This window comes from Bradyrhizobium sp. ORS 111, from assembly GCF_045571485.1.
Classification (GTDB): domain Bacteria; phylum Pseudomonadota; class Alphaproteobacteria; order Rhizobiales; family Xanthobacteraceae; genus Bradyrhizobium.
The window spans coordinates 1,396,774-1,412,280 of sequence record NZ_CP120701.1 but is presented as its reverse complement, the minus strand read 5'-3'; the positions used below and the strand labels follow the sequence as shown (position 1 = coordinate 1,412,280).

Annotated in this window: 11 protein-coding genes and 2 pseudogenes; 6 read left to right on the top strand and 7 right to left on the bottom strand. The window is 59.9% G+C overall.

Going from position 1 to position 15,507, the window contains the following annotated elements; all coding sequences use genetic code 11:
- Window positions 1-551 precede the first annotated feature (551 nt).
- The 3 genes from P6U30_RS06555 to P6U30_RS06545 are packed head-to-tail and all read right to left on the bottom strand — an operon-like array spanning window position 552 to window position 2,502.
- Window positions 552-1,028, bottom strand: a complete 477-nt coding sequence (locus P6U30_RS06555; RefSeq protein WP_407170375.1) for a DUF3147 family protein — start codon at window positions 1,026-1,028, stop codon at window positions 552-554.
- A complete protein-coding gene (locus tag P6U30_RS06550) occupies window positions 1,025-1,372 on the bottom strand; it encodes a DUF3147 family protein (RefSeq protein WP_407168651.1) in 348 nt (115 codons plus the stop codon). The genes P6U30_RS06555 and P6U30_RS06550 overlap by 4 nt, the downstream gene beginning before the upstream one ends.
- Window positions 1,369-2,502, bottom strand: a complete 1,134-nt coding sequence (locus P6U30_RS06545; protein ID WP_407168650.1) for a phosphatase PAP2 family protein — start codon at window positions 2,500-2,502, stop codon at window positions 1,369-1,371. Before P6U30_RS06545 ends, P6U30_RS06550 begins: the two co-directional genes overlap by 4 nt.
- Before the next feature lie 266 nt (window positions 2,503-2,768).
- Here P6U30_RS06545 and P6U30_RS06540 point away from each other — a divergent pair, with 266 nt between their 5' ends.
- Complete coding sequence (locus P6U30_RS06540; RefSeq protein WP_407168649.1) at window positions 2,769-4,037, top strand: DUF892 family protein; 1,269 nt, start codon at window positions 2,769-2,771, stop codon at window positions 4,035-4,037.
- A gap of 688 nt (window positions 4,038-4,725) precedes the next feature.
- Here P6U30_RS06540 and P6U30_RS06535 read toward each other — a convergent pair.
- Together P6U30_RS06535 and P6U30_RS06530 are read right to left on the bottom strand one after the other, a co-directional pair.
- Window positions 4,726-5,169 (bottom strand): hypothetical protein, encoded by a 444-nt coding sequence (locus tag P6U30_RS06535; protein WP_407168648.1) that lies wholly within the window; start codon window positions 5,167-5,169, stop codon window positions 4,726-4,728.
- Between the two features lie 900 nt (window positions 5,170-6,069).
- On the bottom strand, window positions 6,070-6,906 hold the full coding sequence (locus P6U30_RS06530) for a sensor histidine kinase (protein ID WP_407168647.1): 837 nt from the start codon (window positions 6,904-6,906) through the stop codon (window positions 6,070-6,072).
- Window positions 6,907-7,630: 724 nt separating this feature from the next.
- Between P6U30_RS06530 and P6U30_RS06525 the strand changes: the two are divergent.
- The 5 genes and pseudogenes from P6U30_RS06525 to P6U30_RS06505 form a co-directional block, all read left to right on the top strand.
- Window positions 7,631-8,800 (top strand): annotated as a pseudogene (locus P6U30_RS06525) (PHP domain-containing protein); the annotation flags it as partial.
- Window positions 8,801-8,803: 3 nt separating this feature from the next.
- Window positions 8,804-9,361, top strand: a complete 558-nt coding sequence (locus tag P6U30_RS06520; RefSeq protein WP_407168646.1) for an MOSC domain-containing protein — start codon at window positions 8,804-8,806, stop codon at window positions 9,359-9,361.
- Between the two features lie 105 nt (window positions 9,362-9,466).
- Window positions 9,467-11,289: pseudogene (gene ligD / locus P6U30_RS06515) on the top strand (DNA ligase D).
- Between the two features lie 476 nt (window positions 11,290-11,765).
- A complete protein-coding gene (locus P6U30_RS06510; RefSeq protein ID WP_407170374.1) occupies window positions 11,766-12,125 on the top strand; it encodes a PIN domain-containing protein in 360 nt (119 codons plus the stop codon).
- 1,105 nt (window positions 12,126-13,230) lie between these two features.
- Window positions 13,231-14,340, top strand: coding sequence for an SMP-30/gluconolactonase/LRE family protein (locus tag P6U30_RS06505; protein WP_407168645.1), 1,110 nt, complete (start codon window positions 13,231-13,233; stop codon window positions 14,338-14,340).
- Between the two features lie 565 nt (window positions 14,341-14,905).
- On the opposite strand, the gene P6U30_RS06500 is transcribed toward P6U30_RS06505, so the two are convergent.
- The gene (locus P6U30_RS06500) at window positions 14,906-15,151 is read right to left on the bottom strand and encodes a transporter (protein WP_407170373.1); all 246 of its coding nucleotides are present in this window, start codon (window positions 15,149-15,151) and stop codon (window positions 14,906-14,908) included.
- The gene (locus P6U30_RS06495; RefSeq protein ID WP_407170679.1) at window positions 15,034-15,495 is read right to left on the bottom strand and encodes a hypothetical protein; all 462 of its coding nucleotides are present in this window, start codon (window positions 15,493-15,495) and stop codon (window positions 15,034-15,036) included. The genes P6U30_RS06500 and P6U30_RS06495 overlap by 118 nt, the downstream gene beginning before the upstream one ends.
- Between the last annotated feature and the right edge of the window lie 12 nt (window positions 15,496-15,507).

The window sequence follows — 15,507 nt, the reverse complement described above, 5'->3', positions numbered from 1 at the left end:
AGACACATAAACAGCCTCGACTCCCGAAGGCTTTTCACCGCTGTGCAAAGTCCTCGATCGCGCTGTGGACGACTACGGCGGCGTCAGGATCGTCGCCGCAGCTTGCTGATTTCTTTGGAAAGCTCCTTTCCGAATGGGTCTTCGCGGGTTTGCGCAGGGGCTTTCGGCACTTTCGAGGGCTGGTTGAAACCATCGACCTAGATCCAGGGGAAGCGTGAGGCACCGTGTGCGGCTATGCCGGTGGTCCTGATCGTTTCGTCGGCCATTCCAGATCTCGCGCAAGCCGCAGCAGCAACTGGACGGCCATCCAATCCGCGCCGATAACTGCGGTTCCTCAGGTCTTCCCTCCTGGTGCTCCATTATGGGATGGAGCGTGCTGGATTTCGCCTGCCCTCAGTTTCCCGATTAGGAGTCCCATCAACGCCCGCGTATCGTTCCGAATTATCTGGGGCCAGCGAACGGTGCTAACGTGGATCCATCAAAATGAGCTCGGCCATGACGAGGTCAAGCTTGCTCATCGCGAACTAACGAACAAAAGATCGTCATCCCGTCTATCGCGTTTGCGAATTCGCGGAGCCCCTGGTCTGTCGCAGTGTCCGCATCGATCGGATCTTCCGGCGCACGTACCAAGCCAGTACCGCGATAGTCAGCCAGGCGAGGGAGGCGCCGACGAAGGCGCCAGGGATGTTGCTGCGTAAGATCAGCATCGAAAAGGCGGCTGCAAATGCCAACATGCCAACCGCGCCGAGCGCAGCGCCAGCGGCATCGACGGCGGCCGCCATTTGCCCGCGGCGCTTGCCAGCGAGACCCGCTTCACGCTTGCGGCGGATTTCGTGCTTCTCAATCAGCGTCGCGCTGGCGCAAAATATGGCTGGAAGCGCAAGGAAAACGCCACCGATGACTGCTCCATAGCGGCTGCTGACGAGGCCAGTAAACACGGTCGCAGCGCCGCCAAGCGTGAAGCGGATCAGATATTCGTACCAGCGCCCTTCCTTCAGGGAATACGGCGAAAACCGGATCGGATTCACGTCTGACCTCCGGTGAAGATTAGCAGCCCGAAGGCTGCGATCAGCCAAGCGACCAGTGAAAGCAACGTAGCCGCCACCGCTCGCAGTTTTGCGCGGACAAGCAGATGGCAGACGACGATGCTGTAGATCACAAGTGCAATCGCTCCCACAATCATCGCCTGAGCTTGCAAGGCGGCGTAGTTGACCCCGTGCTGATACAGAGCGATTCCAAGCGTGGCGAGCGCAACCGAGGGCGCTGCTCCGAAGAGACCGGCGAAGCTCTTTGGACGCAGAAGATCTCCCAACATCGCGAAGGCCGATACGACGGCGCCCCCCAGAAAAAAGCGGATGACGTACTCGGTCATTTCGCTTTCTTCCAAAGCTTCGAGAGCGGCCCGTCAGCCCCACAGACCGGATCCTTACGCGGCCCGGGCACCTTCGGGATGGCTTTCAAGGCCGGCTGATGCTCTTGGACGCTTGTGCACTCGTCGTAAGTGCCGATGGGCAGGTATGCCCCGATGACGAGGAACTCATTGTCCGCGAGAAGACATTGATGGCCCGTACCGGCGGGGAGAACCGCGACATCTCCAGCATTCAGCGTGAAGATCCTCCCCTTGTTGCCGCCGAACCGAATGCGACCCTTGTCGCGCACAATGCCGAGCACCTCATGGATCCTCGACTGATAATGTACATAGTTGTGGATACCGTCCGGCCAGCCGTTTCCCCATGCGTTCGCTTCAAACAGATCTTCGATCACCGCCGCAGTGTCGAGGCCCTCTTCGAAAGAGACGGCGTTTCGATAGAGTATGAGCGGCCATTGCGGATGGTTCGGGATGAGACCGTCGTCCTTAAACCGAACCGTATGAGGCTTTCGCGCTCGCGCGAAATCAATCGCCCTCCCCTTGCCGGGGCGCTGCAAACCGGTTGCGCGCTCCAGGTATCCCTTGAGGTCTTCAAGAGTCGGCATGATTGTCCTCCGTTGAAATGCCGTTCGGGTAGCCGTCCAAAGCCGAATGGCGCGTTCAAGAGCCGCCCCCAGCGCGAACCCGGCAACGACATCACTCGCCCAATGCGCCAGTATCACTATGCGCGTGAGCGATAGCGCGATTGCGATCCCGCGGGGCGTCCGCTGTGGGCCGGCTGGCAACGCGCTGGCGCCCGATGCGAGTGCGCCCATGTGCAGCGCGTAACCTGACGGAAAAGCATCCTTTCGTTTGCCGGAAAGACGGACGCCATGAACATGCCCAATCACAGTCCGACGGTCCGGCCGAGCTTGGTCGAACACAAGCTTCAAACCATGGGGCTGCATCGACGCAGCTGCCGTAACGAGCAGAGCGTGGTTGCCTGCGCGCCGCAGCGGCAGCCCACACCCGCGGCAAGCAAGCCAACCGACGGTTGCCAGGACCAGTAGAACCTTCTCATCAGCAGACCAGGTCAGGGCGCGGGCCACCTGCTCCGGAGGCGGCGCGGTGTTGCGGACGATAGATTGTGCCACCGCGGCATCGGCTCTGGTGGGTCGGATAGTCACCGGAAAGCTTGGCCTGTGGCCAAGGCGCCTTGCCGACAGTCTAGCGTTTTTGAACATGTCACAACGGCCGGAAGTAAGTACCTTTTTTACGTTTCACGCACCCGGGGCTCCTCCCTCCCCTCCGAATCGCTAGTGCTGTGGTCGGCGCCAGGACAGGAAATCTCTCCCCAAACAGGAACAAACGATTCTGGCTGCCGTTCCGAATGATCACCCCTCTCAACCCGAGGCCCTCCATGTATCACCATGTCAAGAAGCTGATGTTCACTGTTCGCGTCGACGAGCCGGACCCCCGCTTTGGCAATATGCTTCTTGAACAGTTCGGTGGCGCCAACGGCGAGCTCGCTGCTGCCATGCAATATTCAATACAAGGCCTCAATTGTGAGGATCCGGATCGCAAGGACCTGCTGATGGATATCGGCACCGAAGAACTGAGCCACCTCGAAGTCGTGGGAACGCTCGCCCGCATGCACCTCAAGCCGGCGAAATTCGATCGCCAGGCCGCCGAAGCCGATCCCCTGATTGCCATCGCTGGCGGCGGTGGCGTCAACCTATTCAATTCCCAAGGCAACGCATGGACGGCAGACTACCTGAAGATCACTGGTGAACTGGACGTCGATTTGCGCAACAACATCGCCGCCGAAGCACGAGCCAAGATCGTCTACGAGCGCCTGATTAATTTCTGCGACGACGCCGGCACCAAGGACGCGTTGCAGTTCTTGATGACCCGGGAAATCACCCACATGAAGGCATTTACCCTGGCGCTCGAGAGCATGGGTAAGCCGGCCTTCAGCATCGGCCGCATCGCTCCGACGCCCGGACTGGTCGACCAGTTCTTTAATGATTCCACTGGAACCGGTGACCATGGTGAGATCGACACCCGTGGTCCATGGAACGAGGGCAATGGCTGGGTCTTTACTGAATCGCCTGCGATCCAGGCCGAACCCGGCGCCTCGGCTGTTGTCGTAGCGGAGAGTTCGCCGCCGGACGACCGGGCTGGGCTGGGCGACTTGTTGATCGATGAGCTCCGCGACATCCTGCACGCCGAAAAGCAATTGACTAAGGCTCTCCCGAAGATGGCCGAGGCAGCTCGCTTCGATCAGTTGCGCGAGTTGTTTGAGCAGCATCTCGTCGAGACCGAAAATCAGGTAGAGCGCATCAATGAATGCTTCAAGTTGCTCGGCAAGAGCGTCCGCGCGAAACCATGCAAGGGCATGGCAGGCCTCATCGAGGAAGGCCAGGAAATCATAGCTGAAGGCGAAGAAAAGGAGGACGCAGCTGCCGATCTGTCACTGATCGGAGCCGCACAGCGTGTGGAGCACTATGAAATTTCGGCTTACACGACGGCGAAGAATCTCGCCCAGCAGCTACGCCACAGTGCGGTCGTCGCGCTATTGTCGAAATCGCTTGCGGAAGAAGAGAATTCCGATCAGCTGCTAAACCAAGTCGCTCGATCGCTGATGTCCGTGGCAAAAATGCCAGCCGCTATCGAAGAGACAGAGTAGCGCTGCCTGCTGACAGCGCCGGAAGTCTCGAACGCTACAAGTGGGCACCGTCGCAGCTTAAGCTGTAGCCGAAATTCACGTGTCTGGCTATGCACCCAAGGAGTGCTCCATTTCGCTCTCCTCTGGGGGCGTTTGAGGTCCACAAAGCTCGGTGACTTCAGGCGACACAAGCCGTTCGTGTTCACGCATATGATCTTGTGACTGCCGCATGACGCAGCTTCTAAACCTCTGCGATTCAGCATCGTTAACGTGCTTCGGCCGTACTCGATCAAGCCTGCTTCTTGCGGAAACCGGCAGGAGACGCTCACGGTCGGCCGATGCGCGCCGAGTACCTACGATAAGAATTCTCGGGTAAGTGGAAAGTTATCTCCCCCGAACCCGGTCGTGCGTCTGCAGCAGACATCGCGCACGGCGCTCCTGCCTCATGAACACGGTCGCAAGAGGTACTCTGCGCGATCTGATTCATCAGGGCCACCGTGTAGCGCATCATCATCTGCTGCAGCTTGGACCTCTTGTGCCAGAACTTCGGGCGCACACAGCGCATGCAATTCTTGCGAATAACGATGAGAGCTCGACCTGATGGCATCGGGCAGTGTATGCATCCCTACCAATTGGGCAGCCCTCCAGGCGATGACGCAAATAGAAAGTCATCCTTTGTTGATGAAACGGCGACGATCGGGAGGATGGCTCAGAGCGATCGGATAAGGCGGAGATGTTCCGAGAGCAGATCAAGCGCTTGCTGCAGACAAAATTCGATGAACCGACCGACAGCGCTGCGCGGCCCGATCAATTCTGCCGGTTCCGCGCCTTGCCGCCAATCATGAGGTCCTAGCATCAAGAACTCGGCGGTCTCGCCGCCCACTAGTTGCGTGGCAGCAACAAGCACGGACGCGTAGACACCGCACTCATCGGAATGCGGCTCCCCTCCCTTAATCGGCGCAAGAATTTGACGGGTTTCGGTAGCGTCGAGACCGTCTTCGCTGACGACGCTCCCGCCTTCACGAAAGCTTGGCTGCGTGTGCCTCGACAATACCATCGTGATTGCACTCAGGAGCGATCGAAATGAACGAGACGCTGTCGGTGCCAGCGAGGCGATCGATAGCGTAATGACCACGCCCGTGAAAGCTGACAAGATGGTTCTGCTCGACCATCCGCGCCGGAGGGACAGTTGGGCGTCTTGCCGAACGACGTCACCACCGGCATCACCAATGGATATAGCGGAATACCTCGATCGAACGAATGAAGCTGTCAGTCATGACTGCAGACGCTGCGATCGAGATGAGATCAAGGCAAAGCCCTACTCAGTAAGCGCGCGCGAAGTCGCCGAAACGGCAACGCCGGACACCACCAGCGGCAGCGCGATGCGCCAGAGGATACGCGTCACGCTGCACCAATCGACCTGCGCGGCTTCGTTCCAAAACGCCGTCCGTTTCTGCCAGTCTCATCCGCCCAATCGTTGCGGTGCGACAGTCCAACGTAGGAACTCGGATTTCGGTGTTCTGGTTGGATTGGCGGACTAGCATCCCTTGGATCAGGGGCGAGGTCGTGTTCGATTGGCCAATCGTTCGGAGACCAGATCACTTTGGTCGAAGCCACGGCGGACACCCCCCTCCGGGGCGCGCCGAAAAAAGCGCCTTTGGGTCGCCGCCGCAAAGCCGGATCAGCACTGACTCTGGTATTGTGCGCCGTACCGGAAGGATGGACTGCTTTGCTCGTGGACGAACGTCTCACGCCCGAACAAGACGCAATTTTGGATCTTAAGCCAGGCGAAGTCCGCGAACTGACAAAAACAAAATGAGTCGCCATTTGGCGGCCGCGGTGGACACGAATCCAGCATGTTGATCGCTCAACGCGCTATGTCTCTCAGTCCGATGCTCACGCGCATTCCCTTCCAGGGCGCGCTGTCGACGCCAAAATCGGCTTTGGCATTCTCTCTCAACGTCGCGAGCATGAGTGCTGAAAGCTTCCCGGGCACCGGCCACGTTGCGTCCTGAGGCAGCCCCAATCCGTCGTCCGCCACCACGACCGTGTACTAGTCGTCGCCTTCCTGCAGGCACCTCACCGTCAATGTGCCGGATTCCCGCCCATCGAAGGCGTACTTGAATGCGTTCGTCAGCAGTTCGTTGACGAGAAGCCCGACCGGCATCGCCACGTTGATCGAAATCGGAGCCTGGTCGACCTTGAGGTCAAGGCGGATGCCGTCAAGGCCGTGATTGCGCGTTACCGCGGACGCGATCTGAGTCAGGTACTGGCCGAGATCGATGGTCTGACCGAGCCCGTCGGCGGACAGTTCTCGGTAAAGAATCGCCAACGATTCGATGCGTCCTGCCAGCCGATCGAGCATGGCCCGGTCGCCACCGCTTTGATTGCGGATGTCGAGGCGAATGAGGGCGGCGATCAGCTGCAGGTTGTTCTTGACGCGATGCTGCAATTCCTTGAGCAGCAGATCCTTGTTGCGCAGTTGTCGCTCGAATTCCTCACGCTGCGACTTTGCGCGCTCGGTAGTGTCGATCAGTGCGACGATGCGATAGTCTTCCGTTTCGTCCTCTTTTTGGATCACGCCGGCAAAGGCGTCGACCAACAAGTGCTTCGGCTGCTGGCGCTCAAATGTCCCGATGAAATCATCGCAGTTGATCAGCGCCTTGGTGAAGGTGACATCAGGTTGCCTTTCCAGCGTGAACGACTCCAGGACGGACCCTCCTCTGCCCTTGATGTCGGAAGCCGTCTGTCCGGTCAGCGCTTCATAGGATTTGTTCGCGAACACGATGCGCTGGTCGCCACCCACCATCTTTGAGATGACGATCGCTATCGGTATGTGGTCCAGGAACAGCCTGAATTCGTGGGACTCGATGGCGTGTGTGATATCCAACGCGTCGAAAAGATCGTTGACCTGCCGCGAAGCAGACGCGGAGCCCTGCTCTGGGCGCTTGGAGAGCCAATCGACCCTCGCCCACCCCCCTCGATCAAGCGGTCAAGGGCAGGTGTATTGCACAACTTGTCGTTTAGACCCTCAGCAATCCGAATATGAAAAGCAGCACAACAGTGATCACCGCCGAGATTAGCAGCGAGCCGAGACAGCCCAGGCGGTTCGAGAAGAAGAAGAACATTTTTCAGCACGCCATGATGTTGCACGCCCAAGCACCCATCGGCACCAGCGTTCGAGAGGCCTGTCGCGTTGCCCCGTGTTAGTCGCCAACAAGCGTACCGATCAGTTGAAGCAGGGCCTGGTGTTCGGGCCCGTTTGCGCCAGCGCGAAGGAATTGTCCGATCTCGGTCCGCGAGGTTCGTCCGCCAGAGCTGACATTCGGCTCGTGCTCCACCATTGGGACACCCGTTTCCGGATGTCGGAGGCCGCCAAACATCACCGTTCGCGCTTTCGTAGAGAACTCTCGCGGTCATGCCTCTAAACATCTCTGGTTCGGCGGCGTTCCTGGAATGGGCAGGGTAAGAACCAATTCTGGGGCTGGACGTTGAATCCACCTATGTCAGACGCTGTTGATTACTTCCGCGCCTACGCTGTCCGGGCCCTGCGCAAGGCTCGTGCGATGCCTCGCGGAAGGATGAAGCAACTGCAGACCGTGCTCGAACACGGCAAGGTATCGCTTCAGAACGCGCGGCCCGACCTGAAGCAGGTTACCTTCGCCGGAGATTTTCGGCGCGGCTGCGAACTTGTCGCTGACCTCGCCCTGGTTGCCGAAGCTCAAAGTCCGGAGGACGGGCAGGCTGCCCTCGATGCAGGTGGGCTCAAGGTGCATCTCACCGACCGGAAGCATTTTGGCGCGGCACGGCTGCACGCCACAGGTTCGGCCGAACATATTGCACAGCTCCGGATGCTCGCGGAACGGAAAGGCATGAAGCTCGACATCAACGGCCTCAAGAAGGGACGCCGCCTGATCTCCGCTAACGAACGGGACATCTACGATGCGCTCGGGCTTCCCTTCATCGAGCCCAAATTGCGCGAGGGACGCGGCGAGATTGAGCATGCTTTGAAAGGAGAGCTGCCGATACTCGTAACCGATCGGGATCTGCGCGGGATCCTGCATTGCCACACAGGCGCCTCCGACGGGACTGAGACCCTCGAGACCATGGCAAAAGGTACGCTGAAGCGCGGCTTCGAATATTTCGGCGTCGCCGATCACTCGAAGTTGGCGCATTACGCCGGAGGCCTCTCACTGGAGGAGATCAAGGAGCAGCATCGGGAAGCCGACCGGCTCAACAAGAAGTTCGGCAAGGAGTTCCGGATCTTGAAAGGGATCGAATCCGACATCCTGGCGGACGGATCGCTCGACTATGCTGACGAGGTGCTGGAAAGCTTCGACTTCGTCGTCGCCAGCATCCACGGACGCTTCGTGCTGAATAGGAAAGCCCAGACCGAACGCTTGCTCCGCGCCATCGCCAATCCCTACACCACCATCATCGGCCATATGACAGGCCGCCAGCTCCAGCGCCGGCCTGGGTACGAGATCGACGCCGAGAAAGTGCTTCGCGCCTGTGCCAAGCACGACGTCGCGGTCGAGATCAACGCCCATCCGTGGCGGCTGGATCTGGACTGGCGCTGGCATCAGGCGGCACTTGAATTCGGCTGCATGATGAGCATCAATCCCGACGCGCACTCGATTGCTGAGCTCGATCACATGCATTGGGGTGTCGAGATGGCGCGAAAAGGCGGCGTACCCGCGAATCGGGTGCTGAATGCCATGCCGCTACTGGAGATCACGCGATACCTTCGCCAGCGACGGCGCGCCTTTGCAAGAGCAGCGTGACGGATGATGGCGGGCCTGGCTCTCGAAGGAGCGGTTGTAGCCGTATCGGCATATCGCGGGCACCGTTTCAGCAAGATGCCGCAGCGCGACATCCTGTTGGTGGAAGGCCATGGCGTCGAAGGCGACGCTCACGCTGGATCTTACGTGCGGCACAGATATCTCGCCCGAAGGCAGCCGCGCCGGCCGAATCTGCGCCAGGCTCACCTGATTCCATCCGAGCTATTCGGCACACTTCGGAGATGCGGCTACGACATCGGCGCGGGAGACCTCGGGGAGAACATCACGACGGTCGGCCTCGACCTCGAGGCGCTGCCGCTCGGGACGGTAATCCTGCTCGGACCGGCCGCCTCCGTGGAACTGACCGGGCTTCGAACGCCCTGCGTGCTGATCGATCGCTTCCGGTCCGGCCTGAAACGACACGTGCTGTCATCTCAGAAAACCGGCCCGGCCTTCAGATGCGGAGCGATGGCCGTAGTTAGAACCGGCGGACGGGTCGCTGCGGGCGATGTTGCGCGAGTGGTCCTGCCCAACCCTCCTCACCGGGCTCTCCCGCCCGTGTAGCTCCTCGGTTGAAAGCCCGGCCAGCCGCGACGAAACGCGATCGCGTTCACCAGAGGCGGCTCATTTCCAGGAGGGAACGAATCGGCCCGGACGCGTTGAATCCGCATGTGTGCTGTAGCGTTGCGTCAGTCCCGCTCCGGAGTATCGCGCGTCGCTGGGGCGCGCAAAGCTGCTATTCCAGGTTACATCGACCCTTGTGATCCTACGTTGCGCGAGACTCCACCGCGCGGCGAAGGTTGGGTCTATGAGATCAAGGCCGACGGTTACCGCGCGCAGCTACACCTCGATGATGGTGATGTCAAAGTGTATTCGCGCACTGCTTACGACTGGACCGAGCAGTTCTCGTCAATCGCCGCGGCGTCACACCAGTTGAAAGCCAACAGTGCCACCATCGACGGCGAAGCCGTGGTGTACGGCAGCGGCGGATTACCGGACTTTCAGCAGCTCCGGCGCGAGCTGGGCAAGAAACGCAGCGAGCATGTCCGCTACCACGCATTCGACCTGCTCTATCTCGATGGCTACGATTTGCGCGGCGTTGCGTACGAGGATCGCAAACGCTTGTTGCAGGCCCTGCTCAGGCATGCGCCCAAGACCTTCATCTATGTCGAAAGTCTTGAAGCCGATGGCGACCGAATCTTCCACAACGGATGCGAGCTGGGCTTCGAAGGGCTCATCGCCAAACGGCTTGGACAGCCCTACAACTCAGGCCGACAAGAGACCTGGATCAAGCTCAAGTGCAAGAAGAGCGAAACGTTTCCGATCGTGGCCTTCGTGGAGAAACTTGGGGCCCACCCTCGTAAGATCGCCTCCCTCTACGTGGGCCGTCATGGAAATGGCAAGCTGCTCTATGCCGGCAAGGTCCGAACCGGCTATACGGAGACGACCGCGCGCGAGTTGCGCGAGCGGCTGGATCCATTGATCCGGCGGACGTCGCCGCTGGACGTCAGGATCAAGAAGCCAAAGGCCACCTGGGTCGAGCCCACGGTCGACGCTGAAGTCGAGTTTGGCGCGCTGACGGACGACGGCCTTCTGCGCGAGGCCGTGTTCAAGGGGCTTCGCGACGATCTCGCCGTGAGGAAGGTCAAGGCCCCCCGGCTGGTCCCCTCCCCCGCCGGACGGCCGAAGCTTGGAGTCCCCAAGGAAAACATCCTGCAACTGCTTCCCGACGCCGTCGTCCCCTCAAAGCAAGAACTCGCGGAGTACTGGAAACGTGTTTGGAGGAAGGCGCTGCCACACGTGGGCAATCGTCCGCTCAAGCTTGTCCGGCAGGTCCACGGCACCACGTTCTACCACAAGGGACCGCTTCCAAAGGAGACTCCCGAAGCGGTGCACCAGCTCCGGATCCAAAAGCGCGAAGGCGGCCAAGGCACACGCCTGTGGGTCAACAGTCTTGATGGCCTGCTCGGCTTGGTCGAGATCGGGGCCATCGAGCTGCACCCGTGGAATTCGACGGTGGACGATTTCGAGCACGCCGATCGCATCGTGATCGATCTCGATCCCGGAGATGGCATTGAGTGGGAGATGGCCGCCGACACCGCTCTCGAACTCCGCGCGGCAATGAAACGTCAGGCTTCGACACTTGGCCGAAGTTGACCGGAGGCAAGGGCATCCATTTGATGGCGCCGCTCAGTGAACCCATACTGCACGACCAGGCGCATCACATCGCACGAGCGCTCGTCTCTGACTTCGCAGCGCGCAACCCCGCGCCCTATATCCTCTCAGCACAGGGCGAGCGCAGCGGCCGAATCTTCCTCGACTATCTTCGCAACGGGCGCGGCACCACGGCGGTCGGCACCTACTCGCCGCGGGCGCGAGAGGGCTTTCCGATTGCGGCGCCTGTCACTTGGACTCGCATCGAGAGCGGCATCGGGCCGGATACCTTCACGATGGAGAATCCATTCCGCGCGACGCGGAGGTCGCAGCCATGAACGACGCATTCACCAATTCTGGCAGTGGCGAGAAAAGCCGACCGGCAGCAGGCTGGCAATATCAAACCAGATATACGGCGCGGTGATGTCTTTGCCGGAAGCCGAGCGCACAAACCGGAAGGTGGTCAATGCGGCAGCCGAAAAGTGGGCCGAGCTGCGCCGACTTGGACAAACGGTCTGGGTCTACCTGAACGACCTCAACAATGGAGATCAGCGCAAGCCGGGTGTTCCGGATTGGGTCAAGCTCTTTGGCTTGGATGACGCTGCCGACAGGTGGCTCCAGAAACACGATCCGGAAGGCGTCGCCTGGGAATATAAGGTCGAAGACGGACCGCGACGAGCATCTCGGATTCCAACGCGATCGGAGAGCCCGATTGGGCCAAGCTGTTCGTCTCCAGGCAAGTCGCAGAACAATGGCTGGAGCAGAACGCTCCCGAGGGCAAGATTTGGAACTATCCACTTGAGGAGTAAAAACCCTGAGCACGTTCGTTGACAGCTCAGTCTGGTTTGCGGCCGCCTGCAAGCGCGACCGCAACAATGAGCTCGCCAAGTCCATCCTTCTCAGCATCGATCGCTGCATGCTCACGGACCACGTGCTGGCTCAGACGTGGCAATTGATCAAGGCGCAGTTTGGCACCGATCTCGCTAATACCTTTTGGGAGCGCTTGCGGGAGACTGATGTAGTCGTTGAACCTGTCACGGCGAGCGACCTCGAAACGGCCCGGCAAATGTCGGAAGCGCACCCCGTGAGGAGCTTTCCCCCGTCGACCGCACAAGCTTCGCGGAGATGCAATGTTGCGGAATCACGGGGCGGCGACCTTCAGTTCCTCATTTGAGATATTCAGGTATGGTCCTCGCGAGAAAGCTCTTCAAATACTCCGCGCAGGCCACAGCGCCGCCTTTGTTGCCATGAAGGACACCATCTTCCGGCGGAAGGCGCTTCGGTTAAATTATAAGGGAAGAGACCTAACGGCCTGTCCGTACATAGTCGGTCACCCTGTGCAAGAGGAACGGGCGTCCGTCTTGGCTGTCGATGGGATTGGCAGGCAAGCCCCGCCAGAGCGGGGAGAATGGATGTGCCTGCGACTGGCGAGCGTCAAAGATGTCGGGTTTTGGATCAGCCCTGGAGTGAGCAGCATTACCCAGGTCGCATTCAGCGCTGTGTGGACAGCGTACACTTGGATGCAGCTCGAGTCGGCAGCGCGAAGAGCACTGCTGTCGCCACGAGAGTATCGCCTAAGGAACCCCTCAGTCCTAAGGCGTTGCCCTCAGAAGTCAAAGGTCACACGTTCGAATCGTGTCGGACACGCGCCAATTTCTCTTATTTTGCCGCATGACGTGGGCACTACTATTGACGTCGGTGCCTGGGCTCGTTCGAGCGGGTAAACATACCGAGTACAAAAGCGTTGTAGGGCGCATTCACCCATGCGGCTTGCTCACGCCGCAGCATCAACCGCTCTAGCAACATGAGAGATCATCATCTGCACGCATCTTGAGCGCGTCGTCTCATCCCGAGGAATTGCTTTGCTCGCCCTTCTGTTCGGCGTCATCTCGTTGCTCTATGCGGCCGTTGGCCAGGCCGGGGAAACGGCGTTTCTGGCGTTGATGGCGTTTGCCCGCCCTTCCATCAGGCGAGATGCGTCCAACGGCGCTTGTACTGAACATCGTAGCCGCAGTCTACTCAACCCGGGCCTCGGCGTAGCATCTCATAGCAAGCATACTCTTCGGGAGATTCTTTCGGATCTTAGTTTCTGAACGAGAGGGCGCGTACGCTGCGATCGAGCGGCTTGCCCATCAGCCAATCGACGCCAAGATCGCGCGAGGATGGCTGAGTCTGCATCGTAGAGTTCCCCACGCCCATGTTCGTGCCACGTTTTGAGCCGATGCTTGAACCGCGGGCAGAAAACGAACCAATCAACGAACGTGTCGGAGGAAACCGTCATGACAACGAAGTTGGCTAGCGCCGTCTGTGCTCTCTCGCTCGTATTCTGTGGCTCGGTCGTAACCGTTCATACCGCATCGGCACAGGCCCAGTCCGTTCCTGCGCCCCCGCTCGCCGGTCCGCCATCGCCGGAGCAAGTACAGCCGTGGGGTCTGCCGCCACCGCCGCCGGGCATCGGACCGGTCACCTTGTTCGCGGATATCCATGATCAACCTCAGGGCAAGTTCCTTGAGGGTGGGGCCTTCGATAAGGCGGGCAACTTCTGGTTTGTCGCGATTGGCAGTGGCTGGGTGTCCTACCTCACTCCCGACGCCAAGCTGGTCCCCGTGTTCAACTGCAACCCCAAGGGGGACCTCGGTCCTGCATGCGAGCCGCAGGGCACGCGTTGGCATGACGGCAAGCTTTACGTCACGACGCGCCACCTCGGCGTCCTAGTCTATGATCCGGAGGCGAAGAAACTAAGCTCGCTCGTTTCGACGTTCCACAACGAACTCTTCAAGGGTCCGAATGACCTCGACTTCGACGCCGAGGGCAACCTGTATTTCACCGATCCATGGGGAACAGGACCGGGACCTGATGCGGCGGATCGGACCGGTGCAGTTTATCAATATTCCAAGGACGGGATTCTCCGGCGCATCATCACGACCGGTAGTTTTCCCAACGGCATAGCGGTTTCGCCAGATGACAGCACGCTGGCCGTTGCCGATTATGCGAGCAACCGGATGTTGTACTATTCGTTCTTGCGAGGGTCGAATCCCGCCTGCGCCGACTGCGCCAATGATCCCTCGCACACGACATTCTTCTTCGCCACGACCGGGAGCTACAATCCCGGCAACGGTGGACCTGATGGCATCCACTATGACGTGCATGGGAATCTGTGGGCGGCGTGCGGCATCGGTGGTGTCATCGAGTACGATCCACGTGGCTTCATCATCGGTTATGTGCCGTTGCCAAACGGGGATTCTTCGGCAACGAACTTTGCCTTCGGCGGTGAGAACAACCAGTATATCTACATGGAAGGTGCCGTCAGCGGAACAATCTACAGGTTCAAGGCGCCCTATCCCGGACTGATTGGGCCAGACGGCGTGCGGTTGGCGGCGCAACCCTGACTTCACCGTGAGGCGCGACGATGATGCGCGCCGCCGAGATCGGCGCCGCGGTAGATGCCGCCATTGCTAATCGTCTATTCGCGCTGTCGCACGCTCTCCTCATCCACGAACACGCCGCGATCGCCTCGCTCGCGGAAATCCAGCATGGGTCGTCAGCAACGTCATGTTGGCGACCGACTCGTCCCCACGTGTCTGCAGGATCGTTAGCGCTGTCGAGACAGGATGGTTGCTCCGACGCACCAGCCGACGAGATTGATCCGTGCCTCCTGACGAATTCGAAGCTTATCGAAAGCTCGCTTATGCCAAAGGTTTCTTGCTCACGTCGGCTGCGCCAATGACGCGTTCCTCACATCACGATGGCGGACTCCGCAGGCTGCGCGCGCGTCGGGTATTTAGCTAACGAACCCAAGGGGTAAATCGTTGTTTGGCGTAGGAAATCGTGGGAAATGGCGGAGAGAGTGCCAGTCAATCCCCGTTGATCTTTAAGCGCTTTTTCTAATAGCCCGGTGGAAATCTACGGTCCTGGCTACGCGCGAGAGCGCGGCTCCTGCTTGATCCTGCGGCGTCAGTATTTTCGGGCGACGGGCTTCAACGGCGCCGTTTCTGGCTGCGCCGGCGAGACCGCGAAGGTGACCCACGTGCTCCAGGTGTTGGCCCGGTTTTCAACCTCCACGTCCTTGTACCCTTTGATGTTCAGATAGCCTTGGTAGTCCTTGGAAATGGGAATGATGAAGCCGATCTGAGGTCCGATCCCGATCGCACGTCCCCGAAATCCGCCGAGCTTGGCGCCGGGGCCGGTATCGTCGGTGATCTGCTGACCACCGAGAAGGTAGCCTGACCGCCGAGGACCGGCGTCGGCGACACGTAGGTGATGCCGAGCGCGAGCGCGTCGCCGTGGGCATTGAGACCGGCGACCACCGAGCCTCGCGCGCCGCTGCTGGTGACGAAGTTCTGCGAGGCTCCCGCATTGGCCTGCAGGTGCAGATAGATCGAGGCGTAGGCCCATCCCGGCACGGTCGGCGTGGCGGCGAGGTTGCCGAAAATTCCCGGCAACCAAAAGCCTACGCCGCCGGCGTCGGCGAGTGCCTGAAAGGGCAGCGCCGCGGTCGCAAATCCGAGCGATACGAGCGCCAAAAGCGATGCCTTTCTCCTCATGGCGGTCCCTCT

Bases quoted from the DNA above. Each gene is read 5' to 3' on its own strand.
- P6U30_RS06540 (WP_407168649.1), top strand. From the start codon at position 2,769: ATGTATCACCATGTCAAGAAGCTGATGTTCACTGTTCGCGTCGACGAG.
- P6U30_RS06505 (WP_407168645.1), top strand. From the start codon at position 13,231: ATGACAACGAAGTTGGCTAGCGCCGTCTGTGCTCTCTCGCTCGTATTC.
- P6U30_RS06520 (WP_407168646.1), top strand. From the start codon at position 8,804: ATGATGGCGGGCCTGGCTCTCGAAGGAGCGGTTGTAGCCGTATCGGCA.
- P6U30_RS06550 (WP_407168651.1), bottom strand. From the start codon at position 1,372: ATGACCGAGTACGTCATCCGCTTTTTTCTGGGGGGCGCCGTCGTATCG.
- P6U30_RS06495 (WP_407170679.1), bottom strand. From the start codon at position 15,495: ATGAGGAGAAAGGCATCGCTTTTGGCGCTCGTATCGCTCGGATTTGCG.